The sequence below is a fragment of the Streptomyces sp. NPDC050549 genome, assembly GCF_040655035.1.
Classification (GTDB): Bacteria; Actinomycetota; Actinomycetes; order Streptomycetales; family Streptomycetaceae; genus Streptomyces.
In genome coordinates this window covers 137,258-160,802 of the sequence record NZ_JBFAJD010000021.1, presented here as the reverse complement: position 1 = coordinate 160,802, position 23,545 = coordinate 137,258, and the positions used below count along the sequence as shown (strand labels likewise).

Here is a 23,545-nt window from a genome sequence, read left to right as displayed (position 1 = left end):
CTCTTCGCCCGGTTCGCCTCCCGCCAGGAGGACTCACCGCAGATGAAGATGGTCGCCGCCCTGCGCAACCAGTTCGGCGGCCACGCCGTCGAGACCAAGTAGGCCCGCCGTGGGGGATCTTCTGCTGGTCCGCCACGGCGAGACGGAGTGGAGCGTGTCGGGCCGGCACACCAGCTGGACCGACCTGCCCCTCACCCGGCACGGCGAGGAAGAGGCCAAGTCCCTCGCCCCGCTCCTGGCCGGCCGGACCTTCGCACTCGCCCTGACAAGTCCGCTGGACCGCGCGATACGCACCGCCGAACTCGCGGGCATCACCGGGGCCGCACCCGACCCCGACCTGCACGAGTGGGACTACGGCGGCTACGAGGGCGTCACGACCGTCGACATCCACCGCGCCCGCCCCGACTGGTACCTGTGGACCGACGGCGTGCCGCCGGGCCCCGCCGGACACCCGGGCGAGTCCCCGGACGAGATCGGCGCACGCGCCGACCGGGTGCTGAAACGGGTGGACTCCGCGCTCGCCGACGGTGACGTGGTCCTGGTGGCGCACGCCCACTTCCTGCGTGTCCTCACAGCGCGCCGGCTGGGCCTGCCGGCGGCGGACGGCCGGCTGTTCCAGCTGGCGACCGGCACCGTCAGCCGCCTCTCCACCGAGCACGACCGCCCCGTCGTCGCGGAGTGGAACGCCCGGCCGTAACGGCACAACTCCCCGGCCCGGACCGCGCGTTGGCGCGCGGCCCGGGCCGCGGTCGTCCTCTGTGCCCGCGACTTCCGCCGGGCTAGAGTCCCCTTTGATGGAGATCAACGATCTGACACCGGCCGAGGAACAGGTGTGGCGGGCCTTCCCGTTGGGCGAGTCCGTGGACTTCCGTACGGCGGAGGACGAGGACATCGCCCTCGGCGGCGACTGGGGGCCCGAACGGACCGTGCGCGCCTCGGTGTTGCGGGCGCTGCTGCTCAACGGGCCGCAGGAAGCGGGGGAGATAGCGTCCCTCAGCCTGGCGGGCGCCCGGATCACCGGCAGGCTCGACCTGCAGTACGCGACGATCGACCACCCCGTGCGGCTGCGCTACTGCCACTTCGAGGAGGTGCCCCGCTGCTACGCGGCCCGGCTGCGTGAACTCAACCTCGGCGACTCCTTCCTGCCCGGGCTGACCGCGCACGCGATGCGGGTCGACGGCGTGCTGCGGCTGACCCGGGCCCGGTTCCGCGGTGTGGTGCGGCTCGCGGAGGTCAAGGTCGCCGGGAGTCTGTTCATGGAGGGCTCGGAGATCATCGCCCCGGACGCCGAGGAACCGGTCCTCCAGCTCAACCAGGCCTCCGTCGGCGACGATCTCCGGGCGGCCGGGCTGCGCACCCAGGGGCAGATCCGGCTCAGCGGCGCGAGTGTCGCCGGGTCGGTCAACCTCAACACCGCGCACCTCTCCCACCCCGGACACTCCGCCATCGACGCCGAGGTGCTCGTCGTCGCGGGCAACATCCTGTTCCGGCACGCCCAGGTGGAGGGCTGGGTCGGGCTGCGCGGCGCCCGGATCGCGGGCCGGCTGGACCTGTCGTACAGCACCCTGTCGAACCCCGGCAGCTCCGTGCTGCTGGCGAGCAGCGCCACCATCGGGGAACTCTGGCTGCGGGAGAGCCCGCCCATCGAGGGCGGTGTCGTGCTGCGCAGTGCCCAGATCGACGTGCTGCTGCTGGAGCCGCAGGTGGTGCCGGGCCAGGTGTATCTCACCAGCCTCGTCTACACCTCGCTCATCCCCCACGAGCCCGCCGAGCGCCGCCTGACCATGCTGGAGCAGGACGGCGACGGCTATGTCCCGCACGCCTACGAGCAGTTGGCCGGAGCCTACCGCCGCACCGGCGACGACTACGCCGCCCGCCGTGTCCAGCTCGCCAAGCAGCGCCGCCTGCGCGGCACCCTCCCGCGCTACGGCCGGATCTGGGGCTACGTCCAGGACGCCACCGTCGGCTACGGCTTCCGCCCGCTGCGCGCCTGCGCCTGGCTGCTGTCGCTGCTGGCCATCGGCTCCATCGCCTACGGCCTGCACCAGCCCCACGCCCTCAAGTCGTCCGAGGCCCCACACTTCAACTCGGTGTTCTACACCCTCGACCTGCTGCTGCCGGTGATCTCCTTCGGCCAGGAGGAGGCGTTCGCGCCGACCGGCTGGTACCAGTACCTGAGCTACGCCCTCATCGTCACCGGCTGGATCCTGGCCACGACGGTCGTCACCGGTGTGACCCGGACCGTCAGCCGCCAGTGAGGTGCCGAGCCGTTGACAGCTGGCGTTTCGCGCAAGAACATCGGCCCGAGCAAGCAGAAATGAACAGCGCTGTCGGCCACGCGGAACATCCGTCCCCCGGCGGGCACGTGGCGCGGCGCCAACCGGGGTAGGACGGTGACGAGGCCGGCGACCGGCCTTCGTGAACCTGCGCGCGCGGGGCGCCGACAAGGCATCGCGGCCCTGCGCCGCCCGGAGGGTCTCCGCGTGTACCGGCCGATTTCAGGGGCGGCCGGCACACGCGGGCCCGGGGCTGACCACCGTTGTCCGATCACATGCGCGAAAGGTGGTCGAGGGGCGTGGCGGGGGCCGAGTGGACAACGGTGCCGGTCGGCGACGGCGCCGGTCCCGTGAGCCGGCCCGGGGTGCGCACGCCGCGCGCGAACCGGGTCCGGATCGGGGCGAGTTCGGGGCCGTCGTGGACGCGGTCGTGGATCATGCGGGCGAGCGCGTCGAGTTCGTCGGAGGTGGCCGGTGCGGGCACCTCGCGCCCCGCCGGGCGGCTGACCGGTCCGCCGGCCGATTCCCAGGCCCGTTCGCCGGCCTCGCCCGCCATCCCGGAGCCGACGGCTCCGAACACCGCGGCGACGGCGCCCATGGACACCGGATCGATCACCTCGCGCACTCCCCCGTCGTCCGCACGCCTCCGTGCTGCGGATCAACCTCGGGGCCGGGGACAGGAGGTGACGATCGGTCACCCCTGGTCGGCGCCCTTCGGGATCCCGTACACCCGCTCCACCCGCAGCCGCAGCACGAGCCGCCGGTCCCGCACCATGGCCGCCCGGTACTCGTCCCAGTCGGGATGCTCGCCGAGGACGTCACGGTAGAGCCGGATCAGCTCCTCGACGGTCTCGTCGTGCGGGTCCGCCGCCACCGGGGTGAGGTCGGCCGTGCCCTCGGCGACCGTGTACGCCCACCGGTCGGCGCTGGTCACGTGGTACGAGGCGCGCGGGTCGCGGCGCAGGTTGCGGGTCTTGGCGCGGTCGTCGGTGATCGAGACGCGGATGGTGCGCTCGTCGGGGCAGTAGGCGTGGCTGACGTTCGACAGCTGGGGCCGGCCGTCGCCCTTGAGGGTGACCAGCACCCCGCCGTGGCCGTCGGACAGCAGCTGAAGGAGCGGGGCGTCGTCCTGCGTCGTGTCCTGAGTCATACCTGCGACAACGGGGACCGCACGTCCGCCATTCCCCGTAGACACTGTCTACGGCCGACTGGTAGACAGTGTCCATGAGTGACTCGGAAGCAGCGGGACTGCGGGACCGGCTCGTCGACGCCGGTGTGGAGCTGCTGGCGGGCGAGGGGGCGCAGGCCCTCACCCTGCGGGAGATCGCCCGGCGGGCCGGTGTCTCGCACGGGGCGCCGCGCCGGTACTTCCCCACCCATCTGGAGCTGCTGTCCGCGATCGCGCGGCGCGGTTTCGCCGCGCTGGGCGAGCGGGCGACGGTGGCGATCGGGGACGGTACGGCGAGCCCGCGCGCGCAGTTGACGGCGCTGGGCCGCACCTACCTGGAGTTCGCGCTCGACAACCCCGGCATGTACGAGTTGATGTTCCGTCACGATCTGTTGGAGAGCGGGCACTTGGGGCTGAGGGGGACCAGCCTGCCGTTGTTCGCCGTGCTGGTGGACCTGGTCGGGCCGGCCCGTCCCGATGTGGACGCCCGCACGGCCGCGGGCGCGTTGTGGGCGAACCTGCACGGTCTCGCCCAGCTCTGGCGCTGGGGCAGCCTCCAACTCGCCACCGGCGCCGACGACTTCGTACCCCTGCTGCGGTCCGTCCTCGACGCGCATCTCGGTCCGGAGGCCGCCCGGTGACGGCGCGTGGACGGCTGGTGCTGGCGAGCAGTGCGGCGGGGGCCGCGATCGTCGCCCTGGACGGGACCGTGCTCACCGTCGTACAGCCCACGCTGCAGAGGGAGTTGGGGGCGTCGCCGGCGCAGGTCCAGTGGACGGGCACCGCGTATCTGGTGGCCGTGGCGAGCCTGTTGGTGTCGGCCGGGCGGATCGGGGACCGGTACGGACATCAGCGGGTGTTCGGGCTGGGCATGCTCGGTTTCGGGGTCGCCTCGGCCGGGGTCGGGCTGGCGCCCGGTGTCGGCTGGGTGATCGGACTCCGGGTCGTGCAGGGGGTGTTCGGGGCGCTGCTCCAGCCGGCCACGCTCGGCATGCTGCGGGCCGCGTTCCCGCCCGACCGCCTTGCCGTGCCGATCGCCGTACGGACGAGTGTGATCGGGGTGGCCGCGGCGGCCGGACCTCTGGTGGGAGGGGCGTTGGTGAGCGCGGTGGGCTGGCGGGCCGTGTTCTTCCTCCATGTCGTGCCCTCGCTGGCGTTCGGCGTGCTCGCCCTCACCGCGCGGGAGTCCGGGCGGCGGGAGTCGCACGGCGTGCGGTTCGATCTGCCCGGAGCCCTGCTGCTCGCGCTGTCCCTCGCCGCGCTCGTCCAGGCGCTGGCGGATCCGCGCGGTTCGGCCGCCGGGCTGGTGGTGTCCCTGCTCGCCGGCTTCGCCTTCGTACGCCATGAGCGTCGTACGGAGCATCCGCTGCTGCCGCCGGACGTCGCCCGGTCGGCGGCGATCCGTGGCGCGCTCGGCATGCTGCTGGCGGCCTCGGCCGCGTTCTCCGGGACACTGTTCGTCGTCACCTATGTCCTCCAGGACACGATGGGACTCAGTCCCTTCCAAAGCGCCCTGCGCGGGCTGCCGTTGGCCGTCGCGATGGTCCTGTCCGCACCCGTGTGCCCGGCGCTGCTGCGCCGGGTCGGGGCCCGCCGTACGGCCGGAGCGGCGATGGTGGTCGTGGCGCTGGCCGTTCTCGTGCTGTCGCGGGCCTCGGGCACGGTCGTCGTGTGCGGGGGATTCGCCCTGCTCGGGGCCGGGTTCGGGACCGTGATGGTGGCGGCCACGCAGGTGGTGGTGCGGGCGGCCGCGGTGGAGTCCGCCGGGGCGGCGGGCGGACTCAAGCAGACCGCGGTGAACGTGGGTCCGACGCCGGGCGTCGCCGCGGGAAGCGCGCTGATGGCCGCGGACGGCTCCACGGCGGCCCTCTCCGTCCTCGCCGCAGTGGCCCTGACCGGTGCTCTCGCGTGTCTCGTACTGCCCGGCCGGACAGTCGCGTCGCTCACACATCACGGCGTTACAGGAGACCGCGCAGGTGTTCCTGCGCGACGATGAGTTCCGAGGTGTCCGGGGCCGGGTATGCGGGACCCCACCTCGTGAACGCAATTCGGAGGAGAGCCATGGCACAGCTGCGACAAGAGGTCGACCCGGACGAGGTCGGACTGGATCACAAGGCACTGGACCGCCTGGACCAGCACTTCGCCCACTACGTCGACGTGGAGCGCCTGCCGGGCTTCCTGGTGTCCGTGGCCCGCGGCGGCCGCGTCGCCCACCTCACCGCCCACGGGCACCGCGACGTGGCGGCCGGACTGCCCGTCACGCCGGACACGCTGTACCGGATCTACTCCATGACCAAACCCGTCACCGCGGTCGCCGCGCTGCTCCTGATGGAGGAGGGCAGGCTCTCCCTGGACGACCCGGTCGCCGACCACCTCCCGGCCTTCGCCGACATGCGGGTCTACGACAGCGGTTCCGGCGCCGGCCTGAAGACCCGGCCGGTGGAGCAGCCGGTGCTGATCCGGCATCTGATGACCCACACCTCGGGTCTGACCTTCGCCTTCTACCACGCGCACCCCGTCGACGCCCTCTACCGGGAGGCGGGCCTGGAGTCGTCCGTGCCGGCCGGCGCCAACCTGGCCGAGACGATCGACGTGTACGCGAGCCTGCCGCTCCAGTTCGAGCCGGGCACGCAGTGGAACTACTCCGTCTCCTCGAACGTGCTGGGCCGGGTCGTGGAGGTGGTGTCCGGGCAGCGGCTCGACGAGTTCTTCGCCGAGCGGATCTTCCGTCCGCTCGGCATGCCGGACGCCGGCTTCCAGGTCCCGGACGAGAAGGCCGACCGGCTGGCCGAGCTGTACGGCGACGCCGAGGGCGGCGGGATCGAGCCGATCCTCGGGCTGCCGCTGCGGGGCGGCCGGCCGCGGTTCCTGTCGGGCAGCGGCGGGATGGCGGCGAGCCCGTACGACGTGCACCGGTTCGCTGAGTTCCTGCGGCGCCGGGGCGAACTCGACGGCGTCCGGCTGCTGGCCCCCGAGACCGTCGACCTGATGGCCAGCAACCACCTTCCCGGCGGCGCCGACATGCGTGCCTTCGGCAGCCCCTCCCACCAGGAGCCGGGCAACGACGGCATCGGCTTCGGCCTCAGTGTCTCCGTGGTCGTCGACCCCGAGCGCACCCAGGCCCCGGCGGGGCTGGGCACGTTCGGATGGAGCGGGGTCGCGACGACGACGTTCTGGGTGGACCCGAGCCGGGACCTGACCGTGCAGTTCATGACCCAGCTGCGGCCGAAGTCCTCCCTGAAGATCATGCCCGAGCTGAAGCAGCTGCTGCACGAGGCGGTCACGGACTGAGCCGCGACCGCCCGCTCAGCGGTCCACCCGCAGGGTGAACTCCAGCCCCTCCCCCGCCAGTTCGCTCAGCCACTCCCGGGACCGCGGTGCCGTCTCGGCCGCCCGGTTCAGGCCGGACGGCAGGTCGTCGGCGAGGATGTGCCGGACGGCGAGGGACAGGGGGCGCGAGACACAGCGGGCCATCGCGCTCTCCTCCTCGTCGCCCACCAGGTCGAGGAGGTAACTGCCGGACCAGGAAAGACCCGTGTCGCCGCGGACGTCCAGCGACACGGCGAGGACGACCCGGTCGTGGTCGGCGTCCGTGGTGGGATAGGTGGCCGCCAACTCCCCTGCCAGCGCGGCGATCCGGGTGTCGTCGCCCGCCTTCAGCTCCTCGAACACCGGCTCCCAGGCCCGCAGCCAGCCCTCCAGGCGCAGCGTGCCCCGCACGAAGGTGCGCGGCTGCCAGGCCGTGGGCAGCCCGTACTGCTCGATGAAGGGCACGCTGTCCCGGTTGGGATAGACCTCGAAGGTCTCGCCGTCGACGACGTGCGTCCGGGTCACCTCCCAGGGCCGGCCGACGACGGTCTCCGCTCCGTCCTCCAGATGGCGCGCCGGTGACCGCAGCGCGCCCAGGACCCCGGCGGGCGCCCAACTGAAGCGGTACCGGAAGTCGTTGGGCACCGCGGGGACCCCGCCGCAGTACGAGGTGAGGCTGTAGGAGGCCGCCGTGTCCGCGCCGATCGCCTCCCGTGCGCGGGCGACGAGGCTGTGGGCGAAGAGGTGGTCGATGCCGGGGTCGAGTCCGGCCTCGGTGAGGACGACGATGCCCGCCCTCCCCGCCGCCGGTACCTGTTCGAGGACGGCGTCCGACACATAGCTGGAGCAGGCGAAGTGGGCCTGCCGCCGGACACAGGCGGCCAGCAGGGCCGCGTGTTCGGGCGCGGGCAGCATGGAGACGACGACGTCTCCGGGGGCCAGTTCGGAGGAGAGCGCGGCGAGGTCGAACGCGCGCGGCTGCGCGCGTCCCGTCAGCCCCAACCGGTCGAGGGCCTGCGCCGCCCGGTCCTCGGTACGGTGCCACAGCCGTACCCGCCCGGCCGTGTCGCACAGCAGGGCGAGCCCGCTGCCCGTGGACAGCCCGGCGCCGATCCAGTGCACGGTGCCGCTCGCGCGAACCACGTCAGACATGGCCCGACTCCCCTTCCGCCACGGCGATTCCGAGTTCCCGGGCCTTCGTGCGGAACAGGTCGAGGCAGCGCCCCCACGCCCCGCCGGTGGCGAAGTCCAGGAGCTGGGGCAGCAGGTCGGCCGAGAAGTCGGTGCTGGACTCCCTGGGCAGGAGGGACGGCAGGTTGTCGATGGCGATGAGGTCGAGCGGGGGCCGTTCGTGCAACTGCCGTACCGGGGCGTCCCATTCGGTCGTGCGGTCGTAGACCGGCAGGACGTTGAGGGGCGAGCCGACGTCGCAGGTGACGTCGGAGACGGTGCGCAGGCGGCGGCTCGGGTCGTCGAGGTCCTGAGCGCGGAGGAAGGGCGGGACGGGGGTGGTCGCCAGGACGCAGTTGACCAGGACGTCGTGGGCCAACAGGGCCGGGCGGTCCAGGTTCTGGGTCTCCGCCAGGTCCCAACTCGTCGGCCCGATCCCGGCGGTGCCGAACGCGGCCCGTGCTCCCCGGCCGCTGCGGCCCAGCGCGCCGATCACCAGCGCACTGAACTCCGTGTCCTCGGCCGCCGGTTGGAGCGTCTCGCCCAGTTCCTCCTTCGAGGTGGGCGTGAGGGGTGCGACCAGCCGGCCCCGGTGCTGCAGGACGGCCAGGGCCGCGCCCAGGTAGCCGGCCCAGAAGCCGAACGCGGCGAGGCGGCGGCCGGTGTCGTCCACCAGGTATTCGAGGTCGAGCAGCGCGCCGCCCCCGGCACCGAAGCGGCGCAACAGGTCCCTCGCGCCCGGCTGGCCCTTGTAGGCGTGCCCGAAGAAGACGTGACGGTGCGTCAACTCCGTTGGATCGTCCGGGAGTTCCTTCAGGCCGAGGATCACCGCGTCCTTCGGTGCCGACCCCCAGGAGCCCGCGGGTGCGGGCTTCGCGCTGGCCGCCTCGTACTCCTCGACGGGGAAGATCCGCTGCGGGGACTCCTCGACCGTGAGGGTCACCCCGCTCTCCACGAGCCGGCGGGCGTCGGCGGGGACGACCGGCGTGCGGCGTTCGGTCGTGCGGGTCTCGTGGCGCAGCCACAGATGCAGCTCGGTCATACCAGGTTGTCCTCCGGGCGCGGGGCGTCGGCCGCGAACCGGCCGGCGCTCAGGGGGCTGACGTCCACGAAGGGTACGCGGCCGAGGTACAGGTCGCGGATCACCTCGCCGACCGCCGGAGCCTGGAGGAAACCGTGGCCGGAGAAACCCGTCGCGTACAGGAAGCGGGAGAGCGAACTCGCCTCGCCGATCAGGGCGTTGTGGTCCGGCGTGTTCTCGTACAGGCCCGCCCAGCCGCCGGTGCGGCGCAGGTCGAGGAGGCCGGGGGCGCGCCGCCGCATGGCCTCGGCGAGGCGCGGGATCCAGCGGTCGTGGGTGTCGGTGGCGAAGCCGGGACGCTCGTCGGGATCCGACATGCCGACGAGGAGACCGGGGCCCTCGGTGTGGAAGTAGAGGCTCGTCGTGAAGTCGATCGTCATGGGGAGCGTGGACGGCAGCCCGGGGACGGGTTCCGTGACGGCGATCTGGCGGCGCAGCGGCTGTACGGGGAGGTCCACGCCCACCATCGCGCCGATGGCCTTCGACCAGGCGCCGGCCGCGCAGATCACCGTGTCGGTGTCGATGCGGCCGAGGGTCGTGAGCACGGCGGAGATGGTGTCGCCGCAGGTCTCGATGCCCGTGACGTCGGTGTGGCGCAGGATCGTCGCACCGTGCGCGCGGGCGGCGGACGCGTAGCCGTGGACGACGGCCTCGGGGGTGCAGTGGCCGTCGTCGGGCGAGTAGGCGGCGGCGAGCAGGCCCTCGGTGTCGATCAGCGGGGAGAGACGGCCGGCCTCGGCCGGGTCGATCAGGCGGCTGGGCACGCCGAGGGAGTTCTGCAGCCGGACGCCCGCCTCGAAGGAGGCGACCTGTTCGGCTGTCGACAGCAGGAACAGATAGCCGACGCGATGTAACCCGATGTCGTACCCGGTGTCCTCCTCGAAGCGGCCGAAGGCCTCCAGGCTGCGGGCGCCCAGCTGCACGTTGAGCACGTCGGAGAACTGCGCCCGTACCCCGCCGGCCGCCTTCGAGGTGGACCCGGCGGCGAGTTCGTCCCGTTCGACCAGGACCACGTCTCTGACGCCGGCCCGGGCCAGGTGGTGGGCGATGCTGGTACCGATGACCCCGCCACCGATGACGACAACCTCGGCCTGACGCTTCACGGGCGCTCCTTCTGTGCCGCGCCGGTGACGGCCCGGGCCGCGACAGCGTCCTGGATACCGGGTCCGGCGCCGTGTTGGTGGACGATGCCGTCCGGGCTTGTGCGGGCGCTGCTACGGCCGGTGAACACGGCGCCGAGCGGGATCGGGTCGTCGGGGCCGGGCGCCCCGTCAGTCACGCAGGGCGTCCACGGCCGGCCCGGTGGGTCCGGCCGCGGTCTCCGGGCCGTCCCCACGACGGCCGCCGAGCGTCGTACGGCCCCCGGACCGAGCTCGCGGCGGATGGGCGGGAAGCCGCCCGCACCGGCGACCGTGCGGGGGACGACGGGGACGCGCCGGTGACGGCCTGCCGTGCGGTGACCATCGTCCCGACGGGGAAGGGCGGTGCGGCGGTCGGGGTCGCCGGAGAGGAAGAGGACGTCGTCGGTCATTCCCTCTTCCTGTCCGGACTCCGCTCCCCGGAATCAGGACCAGTGCGCCACCGCGTCCAGATGGGGCAGGTGGTGGTCGAGACGCTCCCGCTTGGTGCGCAGGTAGGTGATGTTGTTCTCGCAGGGCGGGATCAACAGCGGTACCTCTTCGGTGACCTTGATGCCGTGTTCCAGCAACGCCTCGCGTTTGCGCGGGTTGTTGGAGAGCAGGCGGACGCTCGTCACCCCGAGGTCGTGCAGGATCTCGGCGGCCACGCCGTAGTCGCGGGCGTCGACCGGCAGACCGAGGGCGAGGTTCGCCTCGACGGTGTCGAGGCCCTCCGCCTGCAGCGCCATCGCGCGCAGCTTGGCGAGCAGGCCTATGCCGCGGCCCTCGTGACCCCTCAAGTAGACGACTATGCCCCGGCCTTCGGCGACCACGGCCCGCATCGCCGCGTCCAGCTGGTCGCCGCACTCGCAGTGCTGCGAGCCGAAGGCGTCGCCCGTCAGGCACTCCGAGTGCAGCCGGGTGAGTACGTCGTCCGTGCCGATGTCGCCGTAGACCAGGGCCACTTGCTCGTCACCGCGGTCGTGGTCCAGGTAACCGATCGCCTGGAATTTGCCGTACACGGTGGGCAACGGAGCATTCACGACGCGTTCCGCGCCCCTGGGCTGCGCGGACTTCTGCTTGCCGAGTACGCCAATGTTATCTGTCATGATCTGGTTCCTAAGCAGAGACGAAAGGCCGTGAAACAATGAATGGTTCGGGCTCACGGACGGCGGCATACGGACTGGTGCCGGCGGACACCACGGAGGACGTACGGGCTAGGGGGGCAGGTGTCTCGGCACAGGTGGCGGTCCTTCCGGTCGGCAGTTTCGAGCAGCACGGCCCGTATCTTCCCCTGGCGACCGACACCCTCGTCGCCTGTGCCGTGGCCCGGGAGATCGCCGCGGCGTACCCGGTGCACCTGCTTCCGCCGGTGACGATCGCCTGCTCGCAGGAGCACGCGGCCTGGCCGGGGACCGTCAGCATCTCTTCCGTGACCCTTCATGCGGTGGTGCGGGACATCGCGGACTCGCTCCGCCGCTCGGGGGTCAAGGCCCTGGTGGTGGTCAACGGACACGGCGGAAACTACGTACTGGGCAACGTCGTTCAGGAGTCCTCCGCGCGCGGTGAGCGGATGGCGCTGTTCCCTGCCGCCGAGGACTGGGAGGCGGCGCGGGAGCGGGCCGGGGTGCTGACCTCGCTGCTCACCGATATGCACGCGGGGGAAATCGAGACCTCCATTCTTCTGCACGCTCATCCCGAATTGATCCGTCCCGGTTATGAGACCTCCGATTTCGTCGCCGACGACCGTCGCCATCTCCTGACGCTCGGTATGGCCGGCTATACCGAGTCGGGCGTCATCGGGCGCCCGTCCCTCGGCTCGGCGGAAAAGGGGAAGGTCCTGCTGGCGAGCCTGGCCGATTCCTTCGGCGCGTATTTCTCGATGCTGACCGCGGACTCCTGAGCGGGTGCCGGGTCCGGTACGGCGGTGCCGGGCCCGGCGGTGCGCAGTCCGGTGTACCAGCGGGCGACCAGGACGAACAGGCCGGGCAGCGCGGCGGCGAAGCTGAGCACGCCGTAGATGACGGCGACGGACAGTCCGCTGCTCGCGCCGAGGCCCGCGGCCCCGAACGCCCAGGCGGTCACGCCCTCGCGGGGGCCCCAGCCGCCGACGTTCAGCGGGAGGCCCATGGCGACCAGCGCGAGGACCGCGATCGGCAGCAACTGGCCGACGGTGGCGGCGGATCCGGCGGCGTGCGCGGCGACGACGAACATCGCGAGGTGGCCGGCCAGGATGACCAGCGAGGAGAGGGCGACGCCGGGCCAGTTGGCGCGGGAGAAGAGTCCGGCGCGCATCTCGTCGAGGGTGCTGCGCAGGGCGCGGCCCCGGCGGGAGGCGGTGGGCGGACGGTTCATGCGGACGGCGGCCACGACCGCGAGCGCGCCGACGGCGGCGAGCAGGACGAGCGGGGCGAGGCTGCGGGCGTCGGCCATCACCGGGGAGTCAAGGCCCAGCAGGACCCCCACCCCGACCACGGCCAGCGCGATCTGGCCCGCGACGCGTTCGAGGACCACGGCGCGGACGGCGCGGCCCATGTCACCGGCGCTCTGTCCGTGCCGTACCGCGCGGTGCACGTCGCCGAGGATGCCGCCGGGCAGGGCCGCGTTGAGGAACAGGGCGCGGTAGTAGTCGGCGACGGCCGGGCCGAGCGGCAGCCTGATGCGCAGCCCGCGCGCGACAAGAGCCCAGCGCCAGGCGCTGAACACCGTGGTGACGACGCCGATGCCGAGCCCGATGAGCAGGGTCGGTACGTCGATGCGGCTCAGGCCGTCCACGAAGACGCCGGTGCCCAGGCGCCACAGGAGGACGCCGAGGATGGCGATGCCGGCGACCGAGCCGAAGTGGGCGCGTACGGCGCGGGAGTTCACCCGGGTCAGGATCGCGCGCAGGACGCGGCGGGCACCCCGGGTGCGCTCGGTGCCGGGTCGCGGTGCGGCGACGATCACTCCGATACGGTCGCCGGAGACGGCCGAGCTGTGCAGCGGCGGGGTGTGCGCGGGCCGCCTGCGCACCTCCTCGACGGTTGCCCGGTCGCGCAGTTCGAGTGCGACCGGCGCGGGCCGCTCGACGCGCACCCGGCGCCTCGTGGTGCCCGGGCGCGGTGCGACCGTCCTCATCGTCTCGACGCTCATGATGTTCCCCCTGTCGGCCGGGCCAGCGCCAGCAGGTCGCTGTGGTGGACCAGCACGGTCAACTCCCCCGCCGCGCAGGCCGCGAGGCGTTCGCGCAGATAGCGGTCGGCGCGTTCCTTCAGTTCCGGGCGTTCCTCGACGGCCGCGCCGACCCAGCCGCGCAGCCACTCGGCGGTCAGCGCGAGGTCGTCGGGGCCGAGGTGCCAGGCGCTCGGGTGGACGCGGACCGTCGCGCCGTGCGCGGCGAAGGCCTCGCAGGTGACGGTGACGGCGTCCGGGCCGAGGAGTCCGTCGCGCCGCTGGTGGGCGTTGAACGCGTCGGCGATCTCGGCGTCCATCGGGTGGGCCGGGGTGAGTTCGACCCGTCCGGCGACGGAGAGGGTCAGCAGCGCGGGGCAGCCGGCGCCGACGCAGGCGGTGACGAGGGCGTCGACCTCCTCGCGGGTGAGGACGTCCAGGAGCGCGGAGGCCGTCACCAGCGAGGCGCCGACCAGGGCGTCCGGGGTCAGCCGGGCCACGTCGCCGCGCCGGGTCTCGACCGTGACGCGGCTGCCGTCGGCGGCCGCACGCGGGGAGGCGACGGCGGCGAAGTGCAGGAGGTAGGGGTCGCGGTCGTGCAGGATCCAGTGCTGGGCACCGTCCAGGCGCGGGGCGAGCCAGCGTCCCATCGAGCCGGTGCCGCAGCCCAGGTCGTGGATGACGACCCCGGACTTTCCGGGCAGGTTGGCGAGCCTGATGCGCAGCGGGTCGAGGAGTTCGGGTGCCCGCGCGACGGCGTCGGCGCCCTCCCGCAGTTCCAGCCACTCGGGCGCGTAGCGCGGCGGGTCGTCGGGTCCGACGTCCCGCAGTCGTACGGTGGCCCGTTCGCCGGAGTGGGTCGCGGGTCCGGCGCCGGGGATCACGGCTCCGTGCCCGGCCTGCTCGCCGGCATCCGCTGAAACGGTCCCCACCATCACGTCCTCCGGCCCCGGCTGGTCAGCCGTCGCGTCCTTCGTCTCGGGCTGCGCCGGGGCCACCAACATGCCCAGCGGTACACCCCTGGGTCCCGGCTGCGCCGGGATCCGTCCGGTCTTGCCGATCGGGCCCGCGGCCCGTGCGGACTGCGTGGAACGCGTATTCCTCATGCCGCCCTCCGGGATTCGCTGGGGAGCCGGGTGAGTACACCGGCGAGGCTGCGGGCCGTGGTGGCCCACCCGTCCAGGGCCGCGCGCCGGCCGCGCGCGGCCGCCTTGAGGCGCCGGCGTACGTCGGCCTCGCCGAACCAGCCGCGCAGTTCGGCGGCGAGGGCGGCGGGGTCCTCCGGCGGGACGAGGATGCCGGGCACCCCTCCGTCGGGGGCGCGGCCGACCGCCTCGGGCAGCCCGCCGACGTCCGTGGCCAGCACGGGGATACCGCGTGCGAGCGCCTCGGTGACGGCCATGCCGTAGGTCTCGGCGTACGACATGAGGACCATGAGGTCGGCGGAGGCGTAGCTGGCGTCGAGCTGGGCGCCGGCCTGCGGGCCCGCGAGGTGCAGTCGGTCCTGGAGGCCGTACTGCCTGATGAGGCCGCGCAGATGGTCGACGTACTCCGGGTCGGTGCCGAGGCCGCCGACGCAGGTGCAGGTCCAGGGCAGGTCGGCCGCCGCGGCGAGGGCCTCGATCAGCCGGTGCTGACCCTTGCGCGGGGTGACGGCGGCGACGCACAGGAGGCGCGAGACGCCGTCGGTGCCGGAGGCGAGGGGGGCGATGTCGGCGCCGGGGGTGGCGACATGGACCCGGTCGGGGGCCAGGCCGTGGTGGGAGACGAGACGGCGGACCGCCCAGTCGCTGGTGCCGATGACCGCCGACACCGCGCGCAGAACCGTGCGTTCCTTCGCGTCCAGGTCCGCGGCGACGGCGGCTTCGAGGCCGGTCTCGTCGCCGAGCGGGAGGTGGACGAGGACCGCGAGGCCGAGCCGGTCGGCCTCCGGGACGACGATCTCGGGGACTCCGCAGGCCACGAGGCCGTCGAGGAGTACGGCGGCGCCGTCCGGCAACTCGCGCAGCACCCGGGCGAGTTCCGCGCGGGCGGCGGCACCGGGCCGGGGCCACTCGCCGTCGACGGCGTGCTTGTGGACCTGCCAGCCGAAGCCGGGGAGGTCCAGGCTGACCCGCCGGTCGTAGGCGTTGCCGCCGCTCGGCGCGGCCGGGTCGTCGACACCGCCCGGCATCACGAAGTGCACGGTGCGCAGGGACATGGGGATGATCTCGGCATTCCGGGAGGCCGCGCGCTGTGCGGGCAGGAATCCCAGCGAGGTGGCGCGGTCGATGGTCACGTCGCTCACAGGGCACGCTCGTAACTCGCCCAGGCGACGTGCGACTCGTGCAGGGTGACCTGGAGTGCGGCCAGGCCGCGGGCGCCCTCGCCGAGCGCGCCCTTCTCGATCCGCTCGGCGAGCCGGTCGGCGATGACCTTCGCGAGGAACTCCGTGGAGGTGTTGACGCCCGCGAAGTCGGGCTCGTTGTCGAGGTTTCTGTAGTTCAACTCGCTGACGACGGCGCCCAGTTCCTGGGTGGCCAGTCCGATGTCGACAACGATGTTGTCGTCGTCCAGCTCTGCGCGCCGGAAGGTGGCGTCCACCAGGAACGTGGCTCCGTGCAAACGCTGCGCGGGGCCGAACACTTCGCCGTGGAAGCTGTGGGCGATCATGATGTGATCGCGGACGGTGATGCTGAACAACGGACGACCCTCCAGGTGCGGCGCGTCTGGTCCCCCGGCTGATCCCTGCCGGGGGATGCCGTGTAGTACGGCTGCACGCCTCCCCCTGTTCAGCCCTCTCTCACTCTTTTCTCAGGTCAGACGCTCTTGTCGTAGCGGATTGAACGATTCTCAACCGATGTCGGTGTATCGGACCCGGTGGCACAGGGCCGGAATCTCTCCGGAGGCGAGCCTGGGTAGCAGGTCCGGCAGCTCCTCGAAGTCGCTCTCCCCGGTGACCAACGCGTCCAGGGCGGGGTCGGCGAGGAGGTCGAGGGCGAGGGCGAGGCGGTCGGCGTAGGAGCGGTCGGCCCGGTTCGGGGAGACGGTGCCGACCTGGCTGCTGCGGATGACCAGACGGCGGGAGTGGAAGGCCTCGCCGAGCGGGAGGCTCACCTTCCGGTCGCCGTACCAGCTCAGTTCGAGGACGGTGCCCTCGGGAGTGAGGAGTTCCAGCGCGCGGGTGAGGCCCTGTTCGGTGGCGCTGGCGTGCACGACGAGGTCGCACTCGCCGAGCGCGTCCGCCGGGAGCGCGAAGCCGACGCCCAGGGCCTCGGCGGTCTTCGCGCGTGCCGGGTCGGCGTCCACCAACTGCACGCGTACGCCCGGGAAGCGGGCCAGCAGCGCGGCCACCGAACACCCGACCATGCCTCCGCCGACCACGGCGATCCGGTCACCGATCAGCGGCCTCGCGTCCCACAGGGCATTGACGGCGGTCTCCACCGTCCCGGCCAGGACCGCCCGCCCGGCCGGCACGGAGTCCGGCACCGGTGTCACGGCGCTCGCGGGGACGACGTAGCGCGTCTGGTGCGGATAGAGGCAGAAGACGGTACGGCCGAGCAGCGCGGCCGGGCCCTCCTCCACCACCCCGACGTTGAGATAGCCGTACTTGACCGGGCCCGGGAAGTCGCCGTCCTGGAAAGGTGCCCGCATCGCCGCGTGCTGGCTCTCGGGAACACCCCCGCGGAAGACGAGGGTCTCGGTGCCGCGACTCACGCCCGACCAGAGGGAACGCACCAGCACCTCGTCCTCGGCGGGGTCCGGAAGGGGCACGTCACGTATCTCGCCGTGCCCCGGGGAGCCGATCCAGAACGCCCTGGCGGTGCGTTTCATCGGAATCCTCCTGAACGATCGGGAAGCTGTTCACGTACGGGTAACCACAGGCCGCGCACAGTACGCGGCGTTGATCGACTCTGTCATCTGGCCGGAGGGTGTGCGGTGGCCCTGAACAACACATACGAAGCAAGGCTGGTCCAGCAGGAGACCGCTGTGGGAGCGGGCGTTCAGATCCTGTTGCTGGCGTTGCTCGGTACGGCGATCGGGATGGGCCCGGCGGGCTGGCTGACCGGACTGGCGTTCGCGATCGCCACCTGGGCGGTGCTCTCCCAGGCCCTGCACAAGACCCGGACGCGCAATTTCGGCCCGGCCAACCGGGTCACGCTCGGCCGCGCCATCCTGGTCGGCGGGGTGACCGCGCTGGTCGCGGACTCCTTCGAGAGCTCACCCCCGGTCACCCTGCTGGTCGGGCTGACGGCGGTGGCCCTGATCCTGGACGGCGTCGACGGCAAGGTCGCCCGGCGCACCGGCACCTCCACCGCGCTGGGCGCGCGCTTCGACATGGAGGTCGACGCGTTCCTGATCCTGGTGCTCAGCGTGTACGTGTCGACGCAGCTCGGCCCGTGGGTCCTGCTGATCGGCGCCATGCGCTACGGGTTCGTGGCCGCCGCCCGCGTCTGGCTGTGGCTCAACGCCCCGCTGCCGCCGAGCACGGCCCGCAAGACCGTCGCCGCCACCCAGGGCATCCTCCTGCTGCTGGCCGGCTCGGACCTGCTGCCGCACACGGCCAACCTCGCGGTGGTGGCGCTCGCGCTGGGCACCCTGGTGTGGTCCTTCGGCCGCGACATCCTGTGGCTGTGGCGCACCTCCCGCACCTCCCTCGCCGAGGAGGTTCCGACGGAGGAGAAGCTGCTGGAACTGGTCTCGCAGTAGGGACGGTTGCGCCGAGGGGCCCGGATCACTGGTGATCCGGGCCCCTCGGCGTGCTACGGCAGGTGCTCTACGACTGCGGGGACCGGCTGCGCACGATCGCGAACGCCCCTGCCGCGAGGCCGAGCACGCCCACCACCAGCCCGGCGATGCCGAGACCGCGGGCGGTCGAGTCGCTGCTGGAGCTCGCCGCGGAGGCGGACGCCGTCTTCGTGGCGGTGGCCGCCGTCGAGGCCGAGGCGGCCGGGGCGCCGTCGCCGTCCTCGCTCGCCTTGGCGGTGAGCTTGAGGACGGGCGCCGGGTTCTCCGGCTCGTCGTCGCCCGCCGCGGCCTCCTCGATCCAGCGGACGACATCGCCGTCCGCGTAGGTCTGGAGCGTCTTGAACGTCAACCGGTCGGTGTCCTCGGGCAGTTGACCGAAGGCGACGTTGAAGTCCTCGTACTGTCCGGCCGCGATCCTCCCGCCCGTCCAGGTGATCTCGGAGACGGCGTCGGTGATGGTGCCGTCGTCGGTCTTGACCGGCGTCTTGAGCTTGCTGGTGGTGACCTTCGCGGTCCAGCCGTTCTGCGGGGTGACCAGCACGCCGAGGACGGGGTGGTCGGTGGGCAGATAGACCTGGACCTTGGTGGTGCTGGACTTGTCCTCCTCGTTGGGGACGCGGAAGGTCAGCACGCCGTCCGTGGCGCCCTTGGCGTAGCTCTCGGGGTGGACGGTGACATGCGCGGAGGCGACGCCGGCGGCGGCCAGGACTCCGGCGGTGGCGAGCGCGGCGACGGTGCCTGCGCGGCGCAGGGTGGTGCGGTATGCGGACATGGTGAGGCGATCTCCGTACGGGAAAAGGAAGTTGGCTGTTCAGACGGGGTACGGGATCGGGACCGGTGGCCCTCTGCGGCTGACCGCGTGCCGCAGGAGGAGCTGGCGGAAGGGGGCCGCGTCGGCGCCGGTGCGGCCGGGACCCACCGTGCGGGCGGGCAGGGGTGCGGGGGCGTCCCGCCACCAGGCGACCAGTCCGGGTACGAAGGCGACGGCCCAGCGCAGCAGCGACCACAGCGCGGCCTCCCCGCGCCGCAGCCACCAGGCCGCGACGAGGGCGGCGACGACGTGCGCGGCCACGGCGTGCGGGGTCATCGCCTGCGTCTGCCGCATGGGGTCCATGGTGTCCCCCGGCATGTGCGCCATCCCGGCCATCGCCATCCCGGTCCGGGGCCGGGCGAGGTCGAAGCCGAGGTGCAGCCCCGCCTGGGTGGCGAGCATGGCGGCACCGATGCCGGGAAGGGACCGTTCCCGCCCGCCGAGCAGGAACCCCGTGCCGAACACGACGAGGAACCCGGCGCCGTCCGCCCACGGCGGTGGCGTCGCACCGGTGGCGAGCCCGTGCCCGGCGGCAGCCAGCAGCACACACACCGCGGCGAACACCGCGGCGCGCAGGCTCCGTACCGCCGGGGATGCGCTCATGGTGACGGATCCTCCCACGGGCCGCTGCCGCCGTTGCCGTCGATGGCTGTTTAGGGGGCAGCTCATATCTGGTTCATGGCTTGGTACGGCGGTGACGCGTGGGGCGTTCAGTCCGGGTGGGCGGACTTGTGCGCGGATTCGTCGATCTACCGGGATACGGCGGCCGATGAGAGCAGCGGCGCACCGAGCAACGGCCCGACGAACGCCCCGGCCTGCCCCGCGACGGTGAACAGCGCGAGCACGCGCGTCCGTTGGCCGCCGCCCGCCTCCTCCCCTACGACGGCCTGCCGTGCGACCTCCGGCTCGACGGCCGGGAGAACAGCGCGGCGGCGAGCCCGATGAGCAGTACGGCCCAGACGACCGCCCGGGTCCGTTCGGCATACCCGAGCCGGCCGAACCCGGCGATCCGCAGCACGCACCCGGCGAGCACCACGGGCCGCACCCCCTACCGGTCGGCCGGCGCCCCGCCGACCACGAGCAGCCCCTGCCGGCTGAAGGTCCGCAGCCCCAGGACCAGCCCGACGAGCCGGCCCGCCATGCCGATCACGTCCGCCAGATGCCCGGCGAGGAACGGCAGCACGGCGAAGAAGCCGACGTGAAGGCGAACTGAGTGAGGAACAGCAACCGGAGGAGCGGCGGGAGCGGAGTGCGTACGACGGTCGTCGTGCTCACCGGGCGGCCAACTTCCCTTGCCCTGCCGCTCGTACGCTGCCCGCGGCCGTCACCGCGAGGGCTCCGAGGAGGGCGAGGACGGCGGCGGGGGCGAGGACGGCCCAGGGGGCGCGCTCGGCGTAGGGCTGGTTCTCGGCGAGGAGGAGACCCCACTCCGGGGAGGGCGGCTGGGCCCCGAGGCCGAGGAAGCCGAGCGAGGCGAGGGCGAGGGCGACACCGGGCAGCCGGAGCAGGGCGTGCCGGGTGACGGGCGGCAGGACGGCGGGCAGCAGCGAGCGGCGCAGGACGTGCCAACGGCCCGCGCCCAGGCCCCGGGTGGCGGTCACGTGCGGGGTCGCGCGTTCCTGCCGGAGCAGTGCGGAGGTGTGCGCGGCGAGGGGAGTCCAGGCCAGGAGGGCGACGGCGAGGGCGGGCGTACCACTCCCGCCGCCGGCCACCGCGGTGACCAACAGGGCGACGAGGACGGGCGGTACGGCGTTCACCGTGTCGACGAGCGGTCCGGACAACCGGGGCAGCAGCCCGAGCAGAACGCCGGTGGTGAGGGCTGCGGCACTGATCGCGAGGGCGAGCAGCAGGGTGTCGACGGCACCGTGGGCGATCCGCGCGAGGAGATCACGGCCGAGCGCGTCGGTGCCGAACGGGTGGGCCCAGGTGGGGTGTTGGAGGCGCAGTCCGGTGTTCAGCGCGAGGGGGTCGCGGGGCAGGCCGAGGGCGAGGACGCCGAGGAGGAGGGCTCCGTACACAAGTGGCGCGATCCGCTGGGGTGTTGGGGCAGGTCCGTGGAGGGAGGGCAGGGCCCCGGCTCGCAGTGCCGGTCCGGCGAGGAGGCGGGTGGCGAGTCGGCAGAGCCCGGCGGTGAGGGCGGCGAGCAGGAGGAGGACGAGGGTGCCGGCCTGGAGGACGGGCAGGTCCTGGGCCAGGGCGGCCTGGAGGGTGGTGCGGCCGAGGCCGGGGATGTCGAAGACCTGCTCGACGGCGACGGCCCCGCCGGTCAGCCCGACGACGAACAGCCCCGTGTTCGGCAGCAGTCCGGGCAGACACCGCCGCACCGCCTGCCGGGCGATGCGCCCCCCGGGCAGCCCGCGCGCGACGGCGGCCCGTGCCCACGGTTCGGCGAAGGCACCGGGCAGCAGATCGTCGAGCAGCCGCCCCAGTACGGCCCCGGCGGGCAGCCCGAGCGCGAGCGCGGGCAACACCGTCCACCGCGGCCCGTACCACCCGAGCGCGGGCAGCCACCCGAGCTGCACCCCGACGACGGTGGCCAGCACGGACGCGGTGAGGAACTCGGGGAGCGCGGCGAGGGCGGCGGAGCCGGTGCCGCCGGGGTGACCGGCGGGAGGACCGGCGCGCCGGCGTCCGAGACGCCCCGGCGAAGCGCTGAGAACCGCGCCATCGCTCTCGCCATCGGCGGAGCACTCTGCGAGCCGGCCGCAGCGCCGCTCCGCGAGGAGTCCGGGGAGCACCGCGCGAACCGCGCCGAAGCCGCCGCCGGACCGCTCCGGGAGACGATCGGCGCGTGCCCGCCCGGGAAACCCCGGCAGCGCGGCGCGCCCCGCACACCCGCCGCGCCGCAACGTGCCCGCGCACACCGCCCCGGCGGTCACCACGGCCACCGCGAGCGCCGCGCCCATCAACAGCAGGGACGCACCCAGGGCTTGGAGTACTCCGGGCATGACCTCGGTGCCGGAGATCCACGATCGGCCGGCGTCACCGCGCGGGAGGCCGCCGAGCCACTGGGCGAGCAGGCGCAACGGGCCGTCGTCGAGGCCGAGTTGGGCGCGGATCGCGGTGAGGACCTCGGGGTCGGGGTCGCGTTCCGCCGAGCGTGCCCTGAGTACGGTGAGCGCCGGATCGGTGTGCGAGAGCCAGGGCAACAGGCCCACGGCGCACACGAGTCCGGCCGCGAGAAGGGCGCGCCACAGCAGCGCGGCCGTGCGGTGCGGCATGGTTCAGCGCCGGGTTCCGGTGCCGACGAGGGTGCGCTCGTACGGGTCGAGGAGAACGCCCTCGACGGAGTTGCCGACACCGGTGACGACCCGCTGGTGGACCAGCGGCACCACCGCGTCGGTGCCGAGGATCTCGGCCTCGGCCGCCATCGCGGCGCTCCGGCGCGCGGAGGTGTCGGCGGCACCCTGGGCCTTCGCCACGGCCCGGTCCACGCCCCGGTCACACAGCAGGGCCAGGTTGTAGCCGCCGTCGCAGGTGTAGTCACTGGCGAGCACGGCGACCGGATCCCCGGTGTCCACCAGGGTGTTGCGGGCCACCACGAACGCCTCGAACTTCCCGGCCAGCGCGTCGCTCTCGATCCGCGAGTACTCGCGCACCTCCAACTCGACCCGGAATCCGGCCCTTTCCAGCTGCTGCTTCAACACCTGGGCCACTTCGGGCAGTTCGGGCCGGTTGTCGTACGTGGCGAGGGTGATCGACGTTCCCTCGGGCACCGCCGCCTCCGCCCGTCCGACCGGCTGTTCGCGCCGGCCGGCGGCCCAGGTGACCGCGGGACCGTAGATGCCCGTCCCGGCGTCGGCGTGACCTTCGTACACGTCCTTCGCGAAGGCGCTGGTGTCGACGGCCTCGCGGGCGGCGGCCCGCAGTTTCGGATCCTTGAACGGGCCTGTCCGGGTGTTGAGTTGGAGGCTCGTGGTGCGGGTGGTCGCGATCTCGCGGCGGAGCGAGCGGTCGAGGGTCGCGGCCTGGGCGACGGGTATCGCCTCGGCCATGTCGACCTGCCCGGTGCGCAGCGCGTTGGTGCGGGCGGTGCCGTCCGCGATGAACCGCGCGTCGATGCCGGACACGTGGGCGAGGCCGCCCCAGTAGTCGTCGAAGCGGTCGAGGGTGGCGGCCGTGGAGCCGGTGACCTCGGTCAGCGCGAAGGGGCCGGTGGCCGTGCCGACCGGGTCGACGCGCCCCTTCTCCTCGTACGCCTTCGGGGAGAGGACGGCGAGGGCGGGGCCGGCGAGCCGCAACGGGAGTACGGGATCGGGCGATTCGGTGGTGACGCGTACGCGGTCGCCGCCCGCGGGTTCGGCGGTGAGGGTGACGCCGGAGAGAGCGGCGGGGGCGGGCTTCGCCTCGGTGGCGCGGGTGAGGGCGGCGGCCACGCGGGCCGGGGTGACGTCGGTGCCGTCCTGGAAGGCGGCCTCGCGCAGGGTGAACAGCCAGCTGCGGTCGCCCTCCCGCTGCCAGGACCGGGCGAGCGCGGGGGCGGCGGAGCCGTTGGCGTCCAGGGAGGTCAGGCCCTCGGTGACACCGAGCCGGCTGAGGACGGTGGCGTCTGCACCGTACGGGGAGAGGTTCTCGGCGGGCGGGAACGCGAGCGCGACGCGCAGCCGGGAACCGGACTTCCCGGTCCGCTCCCCGCTCTCGTCACCGGCGGAGGCGAAACAGCCGGTGAGCAGCGGGGCGAGGGCGAGCCCGAGGAGCAGTCGGGCAGGGCGGGTTCGGTGGAATCGCATCGGG

Annotated in this window: 22 protein-coding genes and 3 pseudogenes; 8 read left to right on the top strand and 17 right to left on the bottom strand. The window is 73.2% G+C overall.

What is annotated here, in order from left to right; genetic code table 11:
• From AB0I51_RS28485 to AB0I51_RS28475, 3 genes and pseudogenes are all read left to right on the top strand, one after another.
• Window positions 1–102: pseudogene (locus tag AB0I51_RS28485) on the top strand (6-phosphogluconate dehydrogenase); the annotation flags it as partial.
• 7 nt (window positions 103–109) lie between these two features.
• Complete coding sequence (locus tag AB0I51_RS28480; protein WP_362979869.1) at window positions 110–697, top strand: histidine phosphatase family protein; 588 nt, start codon at window positions 110–112, stop codon at window positions 695–697.
• A 97-nt stretch (window positions 698–794) separates the two neighbouring features.
• Window positions 795–2,258, top strand: a complete 1,464-nt coding sequence (locus AB0I51_RS28475; RefSeq protein ID WP_362979867.1) for a membrane-associated oxidoreductase — start codon at window positions 795–797, stop codon at window positions 2,256–2,258.
• A gap of 289 nt (window positions 2,259–2,547) precedes the next feature.
• Here the strand turns inward: AB0I51_RS28475 and AB0I51_RS28470 are convergent, their stop codons facing one another.
• Entirely contained in the window at window positions 2,548–2,892 is a 345-nt protein-coding gene (locus AB0I51_RS28470) for a hypothetical protein (protein WP_362979865.1), read from the bottom strand.
• Window positions 2,893–2,970: 78 nt separating this feature from the next.
• Window positions 2,971–3,426 carry a PPOX class F420-dependent oxidoreductase gene (locus AB0I51_RS28465; protein WP_362979863.1) on the bottom strand — a complete coding sequence of 152 codons (456 nt, stop codon included), beginning with the start codon at window positions 3,424–3,426 and terminating at the stop codon, window positions 2,971–2,973.
• Window positions 3,427–3,500: 74 nt separating this feature from the next.
• Here AB0I51_RS28465 and AB0I51_RS28460 point away from each other — a divergent pair, with 74 nt between their 5' ends.
• From AB0I51_RS28460 to AB0I51_RS28450, 3 genes are all read left to right on the top strand, one after another.
• Window positions 3,501–4,085, top strand: coding sequence for a TetR/AcrR family transcriptional regulator (locus tag AB0I51_RS28460; RefSeq protein ID WP_362979861.1), 585 nt, complete (start codon window positions 3,501–3,503; stop codon window positions 4,083–4,085).
• Window positions 4,082–5,440 (top strand): MFS transporter, encoded by a 1,359-nt coding sequence (locus tag AB0I51_RS28455; RefSeq protein ID WP_362979859.1) that lies wholly within the window; start codon window positions 4,082–4,084, stop codon window positions 5,438–5,440. The genes AB0I51_RS28460 and AB0I51_RS28455 overlap by 4 nt, the downstream gene beginning before the upstream one ends.
• Window positions 5,441–5,505: 65 nt before the next feature.
• Window positions 5,506–6,735: a serine hydrolase domain-containing protein gene (locus tag AB0I51_RS28450; RefSeq protein WP_362979857.1), complete on the top strand. Its 1,230-nt coding sequence runs from the start codon at window positions 5,506–5,508 to the stop codon at window positions 6,733–6,735.
• A 15-nt stretch (window positions 6,736–6,750) separates the two neighbouring features.
• On the opposite strand, the gene AB0I51_RS28445 is transcribed toward AB0I51_RS28450, so the two are convergent.
• From AB0I51_RS28445 to ribA, 5 genes are read right to left on the bottom strand one after another with little or no spacing between them, the layout of a single operon-like run.
• Window positions 6,751–7,905 carry a saccharopine dehydrogenase family protein gene (locus AB0I51_RS28445; protein ID WP_362979855.1) on the bottom strand — a complete coding sequence of 385 codons (1,155 nt, stop codon included), beginning with the start codon at window positions 7,903–7,905 and terminating at the stop codon, window positions 6,751–6,753.
• Window positions 7,898–8,965, bottom strand: coding sequence for a saccharopine dehydrogenase (locus AB0I51_RS28440; protein WP_362979853.1), 1,068 nt, complete (start codon window positions 8,963–8,965; stop codon window positions 7,898–7,900). The genes AB0I51_RS28445 and AB0I51_RS28440 overlap by 8 nt, the downstream gene beginning before the upstream one ends.
• The gene (locus tag AB0I51_RS28435; protein WP_362979851.1) at window positions 8,962–10,107 is read right to left on the bottom strand and encodes an FAD-binding oxidoreductase; all 1,146 of its coding nucleotides are present in this window, start codon (window positions 10,105–10,107) and stop codon (window positions 8,962–8,964) included. Before AB0I51_RS28435 ends, AB0I51_RS28440 begins: the two co-directional genes overlap by 4 nt.
• A complete protein-coding gene (locus AB0I51_RS28430; protein WP_362979849.1) occupies window positions 10,104–10,535 on the bottom strand; it encodes a hypothetical protein in 432 nt (143 codons plus the stop codon). Before AB0I51_RS28430 ends, AB0I51_RS28435 begins: the two co-directional genes overlap by 4 nt.
• A 33-nt stretch (window positions 10,536–10,568) precedes the next feature.
• Entirely contained in the window at window positions 10,569–11,231 is a 663-nt protein-coding gene (gene ribA / locus AB0I51_RS28425) for a GTP cyclohydrolase II (protein WP_362979847.1), read from the bottom strand.
• 38 nt (window positions 11,232–11,269) lie between these two features.
• Between ribA and AB0I51_RS28420 the strand changes: the two genes are divergently transcribed.
• Complete coding sequence (locus tag AB0I51_RS28420; RefSeq protein ID WP_362979845.1) at window positions 11,270–12,025, top strand: creatininase family protein; 756 nt, start codon at window positions 11,270–11,272, stop codon at window positions 12,023–12,025.
• Window positions 12,026–12,171: 146 nt separating this feature from the next.
• Here the strand turns inward: AB0I51_RS28420 and AB0I51_RS28415 are convergent.
• From AB0I51_RS28415 to AB0I51_RS28395, 5 genes and pseudogenes are all read right to left on the bottom strand, one after another.
• Window positions 12,172–13,239: pseudogene (locus tag AB0I51_RS28415) on the bottom strand (lysylphosphatidylglycerol synthase transmembrane domain-containing protein); the annotation flags it as partial.
• Window positions 13,240–13,250: 11 nt separating this feature from the next.
• Entirely contained in the window at window positions 13,251–14,378 is a 1,128-nt protein-coding gene (locus AB0I51_RS28410; protein ID WP_362979843.1) for a trans-aconitate methyltransferase, read from the bottom strand.
• A complete protein-coding gene (locus tag AB0I51_RS28405) occupies window positions 14,375–15,559 on the bottom strand; it encodes a glycosyltransferase family 4 protein (RefSeq protein WP_362979841.1) in 1,185 nt (394 codons plus the stop codon). Before AB0I51_RS28405 ends, AB0I51_RS28410 begins: the two co-directional genes overlap by 4 nt.
• Window positions 15,556–15,954, bottom strand: coding sequence for a 6-carboxytetrahydropterin synthase (locus tag AB0I51_RS28400; RefSeq protein ID WP_019073017.1), 399 nt, complete (start codon window positions 15,952–15,954; stop codon window positions 15,556–15,558). Before AB0I51_RS28400 ends, AB0I51_RS28405 begins: the two co-directional genes overlap by 4 nt.
• A gap of 150 nt (window positions 15,955–16,104) precedes the next feature.
• A complete protein-coding gene (locus AB0I51_RS28395) occupies window positions 16,105–17,085 on the bottom strand; it encodes a zinc-binding alcohol dehydrogenase (RefSeq protein ID WP_362979838.1) in 981 nt (326 codons plus the stop codon).
• Window positions 17,086–17,190: 105 nt separating this feature from the next.
• Between AB0I51_RS28395 and AB0I51_RS28390 the strand changes: the two genes are divergently transcribed.
• The gene (locus AB0I51_RS28390) at window positions 17,191–17,961 is read left to right on the top strand and encodes a CDP-alcohol phosphatidyltransferase family protein (protein ID WP_362979836.1); all 771 of its coding nucleotides are present in this window, start codon (window positions 17,191–17,193) and stop codon (window positions 17,959–17,961) included.
• A 67-nt stretch (window positions 17,962–18,028) separates the two neighbouring features.
• On the opposite strand, the gene AB0I51_RS28385 is transcribed toward AB0I51_RS28390, so the two are convergent.
• From AB0I51_RS28385 to AB0I51_RS28365, 5 genes and pseudogenes are all read right to left on the bottom strand, one after another.
• Window positions 18,029–18,772, bottom strand: coding sequence for a YcnI family protein (locus tag AB0I51_RS28385; protein WP_362979834.1), 744 nt, complete (start codon window positions 18,770–18,772; stop codon window positions 18,029–18,031).
• Window positions 18,773–18,811: 39 nt separating this feature from the next.
• On the bottom strand, window positions 18,812–19,414 hold the full coding sequence (locus AB0I51_RS28380; protein WP_362979832.1) for a hypothetical protein: 603 nt from the start codon (window positions 19,412–19,414) through the stop codon (window positions 18,812–18,814).
• 167 nt (window positions 19,415–19,581) lie between these two features.
• Window positions 19,582–20,086 (bottom strand): annotated as a pseudogene (locus AB0I51_RS28375) (MFS transporter); the annotation flags it as partial.
• Window positions 20,083–22,032 carry an ABC transporter permease subunit gene (locus tag AB0I51_RS28370; RefSeq protein WP_362979830.1) on the bottom strand — a complete coding sequence of 650 codons (1,950 nt, stop codon included), beginning with the start codon at window positions 22,030–22,032 and terminating at the stop codon, window positions 20,083–20,085. The pseudogene AB0I51_RS28375 and the gene AB0I51_RS28370, both read right to left, overlap by 4 nt.
• A gap of 3 nt (window positions 22,033–22,035) precedes the next feature.
• Window positions 22,036–23,541: an ABC transporter substrate-binding protein gene (locus AB0I51_RS28365; protein WP_362979828.1), complete on the bottom strand. Its 1,506-nt coding sequence runs from the start codon at window positions 23,539–23,541 to the stop codon at window positions 22,036–22,038.
• Window positions 23,542–23,545 lie beyond the last annotated feature (4 nt).